The 3,341-nt window shown below is 71.2% G+C and carries 4 protein-coding genes; all 4 read right to left on the bottom strand.

The genetic code is table 11. From position 1 onward, the window contains the following. Nucleotides 1-266: 266 nt before the first annotated feature. Nucleotides 267-809 (bottom strand): hypothetical protein, encoded by a 543-nt coding sequence (locus HNV26_RS37105; RefSeq protein WP_171445192.1) that lies wholly within the window; start codon nucleotides 807-809, stop codon nucleotides 267-269. Between the two features lie 163 nt (nucleotides 810-972). Beyond that, the gene (locus HNV26_RS37100; protein ID WP_171445191.1) at nucleotides 973-2,172 is read right to left on the bottom strand and encodes a peptidase MA family metallohydrolase; all 1,200 of its coding nucleotides are present in this window, start codon (nucleotides 2,170-2,172) and stop codon (nucleotides 973-975) included. A gap of 77 nt (nucleotides 2,173-2,249) precedes the next feature. Further along, complete coding sequence (locus tag HNV26_RS37095; protein ID WP_011553162.1) at nucleotides 2,250-2,777, bottom strand: DivIVA domain-containing protein; 528 nt, start codon at nucleotides 2,775-2,777, stop codon at nucleotides 2,250-2,252. Nucleotides 2,778-2,882: 105 nt separating this feature from the next. Beyond that, on the bottom strand, nucleotides 2,883-3,341 hold a 459-nt coding region (locus tag HNV26_RS37090; protein ID WP_253817400.1), incomplete at its 5' end, for a HEAT repeat domain-containing protein.

The following is a 3,341-nucleotide window of genomic DNA, read 5'->3' as shown; positions in this document are numbered from 1 at the left end:
CCCGCGTGCTCCACCCGCGGCCCCCACAGCCGCTGCTGCACACTGCGACAAATGCGCCGACCCGTCCGACCGGCGAGTCGCGTGGACCCCCATCCACGCGTCTTGCCAGCGGCTCGCGGTGCGCGCTCACCACTCCCCAGCGGGAGCACGCCTTCCCACAAAGCGCGCCATGGGCCCCCACCCAGGCACACTCCCTCCCGCCGGTCTCGGACACGCCCGCTTCCGGGCACGTCAAGTCGAACGGGCCGGCCAACCCCTACACGCCCTCAGTGCATTGCCGTACGTCCATCTCCCGTGTCCGGGGACACGTGCCGCGTCCGGGAAGGACGCTCGAAGTACTCGACGACCAGCCCACCGAAGGGCACCCGCGGGCCATCCGCTCGCGGGTCCTTCATCCGTTGGAGGAGCGCCACCGCGGAGTCCACGGCTTCGTCCACGGCGCGGTTGATGCGCTCGCGCTCCCAATCCCCGCCACCGAGCACCTCGGAGGCATCCACCAGGCAGCGCCGCAGCGCCGCGAATTCGTCATAGAGCGAGCGGGCGCCCCGGTGCGCCGACAAGCGCAGCACCGCGCGCGTGCGGCTCCAGGGGCTGGACTCCTCGCCCGCGAGCGTCCGGCCCAGCTCGCGGATGAAGGGCTCCACCAGGTTGTCCAACTGGGTGGGGGCGCCCCGCGACGCGTCCGAATCGGGCGCCGCCAGCACCATCCGTCGCCACAGCGCGGAGATTCGATCCGGCTGCTGACGGAAGAACCGCGCCAGCACGGCTGCCTTACGTCCACGCTCGCTCATGTCCAGTGCCTTCCGCATCGCGTACGGAAGCCAAAGCAATCCATCGGCCAACACCCCTGGGGTAAGTCTCCCCAGTGAAATCAGCCATTTGCCTTGAAGGGATGGGCAGGCAGAGGAGCAGCACGCCCGTAGAAACTACAGGCCCCGCCCTGTAGTCATGGCAGGACGGGAAGGGCGGCGCTCAGTGGAGGGTGGGCTTCGGCGGCCGGCCGCCGGGGGCGCCCTCGTCGTCCAGCTCCCCCGGAAGGTCGCTGACGGCGCTGTCCGCGGGCGCCTCGCCGTCCTGGGCCTCCAGGTGGGCTTCCGTCCCCTGCGAGCCCGCGGGCCAGTCCGGCCAGGTGGAGTCCCCGGCACTGACGGCGGTGCCCTGCGCCTGGGCCTGCGCGGCCTGGGCGGCCAGCAGCCGCAGCGCGGCGTCCTCCGCGGCATCCTGGGCCGCCATCTCCGCCAGCTTCGCGGCGCGCTGCTGGCGGCGGCGGGCATAGGCGGCCACGCAGAGGAACGACGCGCTCAGCCAGACGAGCGCGGAGCTGGTGGTGAGTGGGAGCCAGCCGTAGCGCGCGGCCAGGCCCTCTCGCCAGTCGGTCTCCTCCACCAACAGCGAGGTGCGGAAGGCCTTGCCGAAGGCCGTCTCGAAGGGCTCGCCGCGCGCCACGCCGTCCACGAGCGCGGCCATGGCCTGGGGGCCGAACTTCGCCGACAGGTGCGCGACGAAGGCGGCGCTCTGCGCGTAGGCGATTTCCACGTCCGACGGCACGTCCGGCCAGGCCCGGTCGAGGTGCTCGAAGTGGAACACGCGCTCCTGCGTGACGGCCCGGAAGAGGGCGGAGTAGTGCGTCAGGGAGTAGCGCTCCCCGGTGACGTACTGCGCGACGCCTTCCTGGAACCAGCGGGGCCAGGACGGCGCCAACTGCCCCAGGGCCACGTGCGCCAGCTCATGCCGGAGCGTCTGCTGGCCCTCCGGCTCATGGAGGCTGAGCGCGTCCAGCAGGATGATTTGATGGGCGGGGTACGCCAGCGCCACGGCCCACCCTGGGGGCTTTCCGCCGGGCAGGGCCAGGGCCTCGAACTCCTTGCGGCCCACGCCCAGGCGAATCTCGGTGACGCCCGGCCAGTCCTTGCCCAGGATGGTGCCGAACCGGTCTCGGACTCCTTCAATCTGCCGGGACAGCTCGTGCGCGGCCGCGGTGGCGGCGGCGGTGTGGAGGATGCGGAAGCGCTTCGTCGTCACGTCCCCGCTGACCTGGGGCGGACGCGTCAGGGGCACCAGCGCGGCGTCCGTCACGACGTCATGGGCGTGGGTGCCATGAGGGCCGCCCGGTTCCTGGGCCCAGGCCCCGGGGGCGGCGAGCAGCAGGAGCAGGACAAGCAGGTGGCGCATGTGCGGCGGCCTCACGTTCCCACTGACATAACAGCCTCGCCCCAGGTTGCAGCAACCTCACCGCGCGGCGCGGTGCGTCAGGAGTCGCCGTTGGCCTTCTTCTGGGACAGATACGCCACGTTGTCCTCGACGCGCGCGTAGTCGCGGTCCGCGAACGTGGGGCTCTTGAAGGTCTCCAGCAGCTTCTGGTGGGCATCCAACACGGAGCGGACCTGCGACTCGAATTGGGTGCGCTGGCGCTTCAGCTCGTTGATGTCCTCCACCACCTGCACCAGCCGCTGGTGGGCGCCGTGGACGATCTTCTCCGCCTGATGCTCTGCGTCCGCGATGATGATCTCCGCTTCCTTCTTCGCGGCGTCCTTCAGGTCCTCGCTGATGCGCTGAGCGGTGACCATGGTCTCCTGGAGGGTGCGCTCCCGTTCCTGGTGTTGCTCCACCTTGAACTGGGTGCGCTTCACTTCCTCCTTGAGCGCGATGTTCTCCTTCACCACCTCCTCGAATTCACCGGCGATGAGCTCGAGGTAGGCCTCCACTTCACGGCGAGAGAAGCCGCGCAGGGCCGTTTCGAACCGCTTCTGCCGGATGTCGAGCGGAGTGATTTTCATGACGCCGCAGTGTAGCGCAGGGGCGTCACATCTCCAGGAATCGGCCCTTGACCTGGGCGCCGGCGCTGGCGGGTGGTGCCCGCATGGTTGCCCGGCGGGCGGGCGTCAGCGGCGCGTCGCGTCCCACTGAGACACGACGGCGCGCGCGGCGTTCTGCACCCCCGCGGTGAGCCGCGAGTCGACAGCGGCGTCCTGGACGGCCCGGCGCGCGGTGGGCGTGCGCTGGAAGACGAGCCCGTTGAGCGCCTGGATTTTCAGCGCGTCCGGCAGCCGGGGGTGGCGCACCACATTGGCGAGAATCTCCTCCGCGCGGGCGTGCTGGAACAGCGTGACGGCCCTCAACGCCGCCTGCTGGATGCGGGGGTTGGGGTCCCACAGGAGCGTGGCCAGCGCGTCCAGGGCGCGGGCATCTCCCAGCAGCGCCAGGTCTTCGATGGCGATGGCCCGAATCTCCTCCGGCGCGGGCCGCACCGCCCCCAGAAGGCCCCGCAGGAGGGCGGAGTCGTCCGTCGCGGGCGCCGGGGCGGCCTCCACCGGGGGCGTGGGCGCTGGACCCGGAGGGGG

Source organism: Myxococcus xanthus, from assembly GCF_013116825.1.
In the GTDB taxonomy this organism is placed as follows: domain Bacteria; phylum Myxococcota; class Myxococcia; order Myxococcales; family Myxococcaceae; genus Myxococcus; species Myxococcus xanthus_B.
Note: the sequence above shows the minus strand (reverse complement) of the source record. Positions and strands in the feature narration are given on the sequence as shown.

Bases quoted from the DNA above. Each gene is read 5' to 3' on its own strand.
- HNV26_RS37105 (WP_171445192.1), bottom strand. From the start codon at position 809: ATGCGGAAGGCACTGGACATGAGCGAGCGTGGACGTAAGGCAGCCGTG.
- HNV26_RS37100 (WP_171445191.1), bottom strand. From the start codon at position 2,172: ATGCGCCACCTGCTTGTCCTGCTCCTGCTGCTCGCCGCCCCCGGGGCC.
- HNV26_RS37095 (WP_011553162.1), bottom strand. From the start codon at position 2,777: ATGAAAATCACTCCGCTCGACATCCGGCAGAAGCGGTTCGAAACGGCC.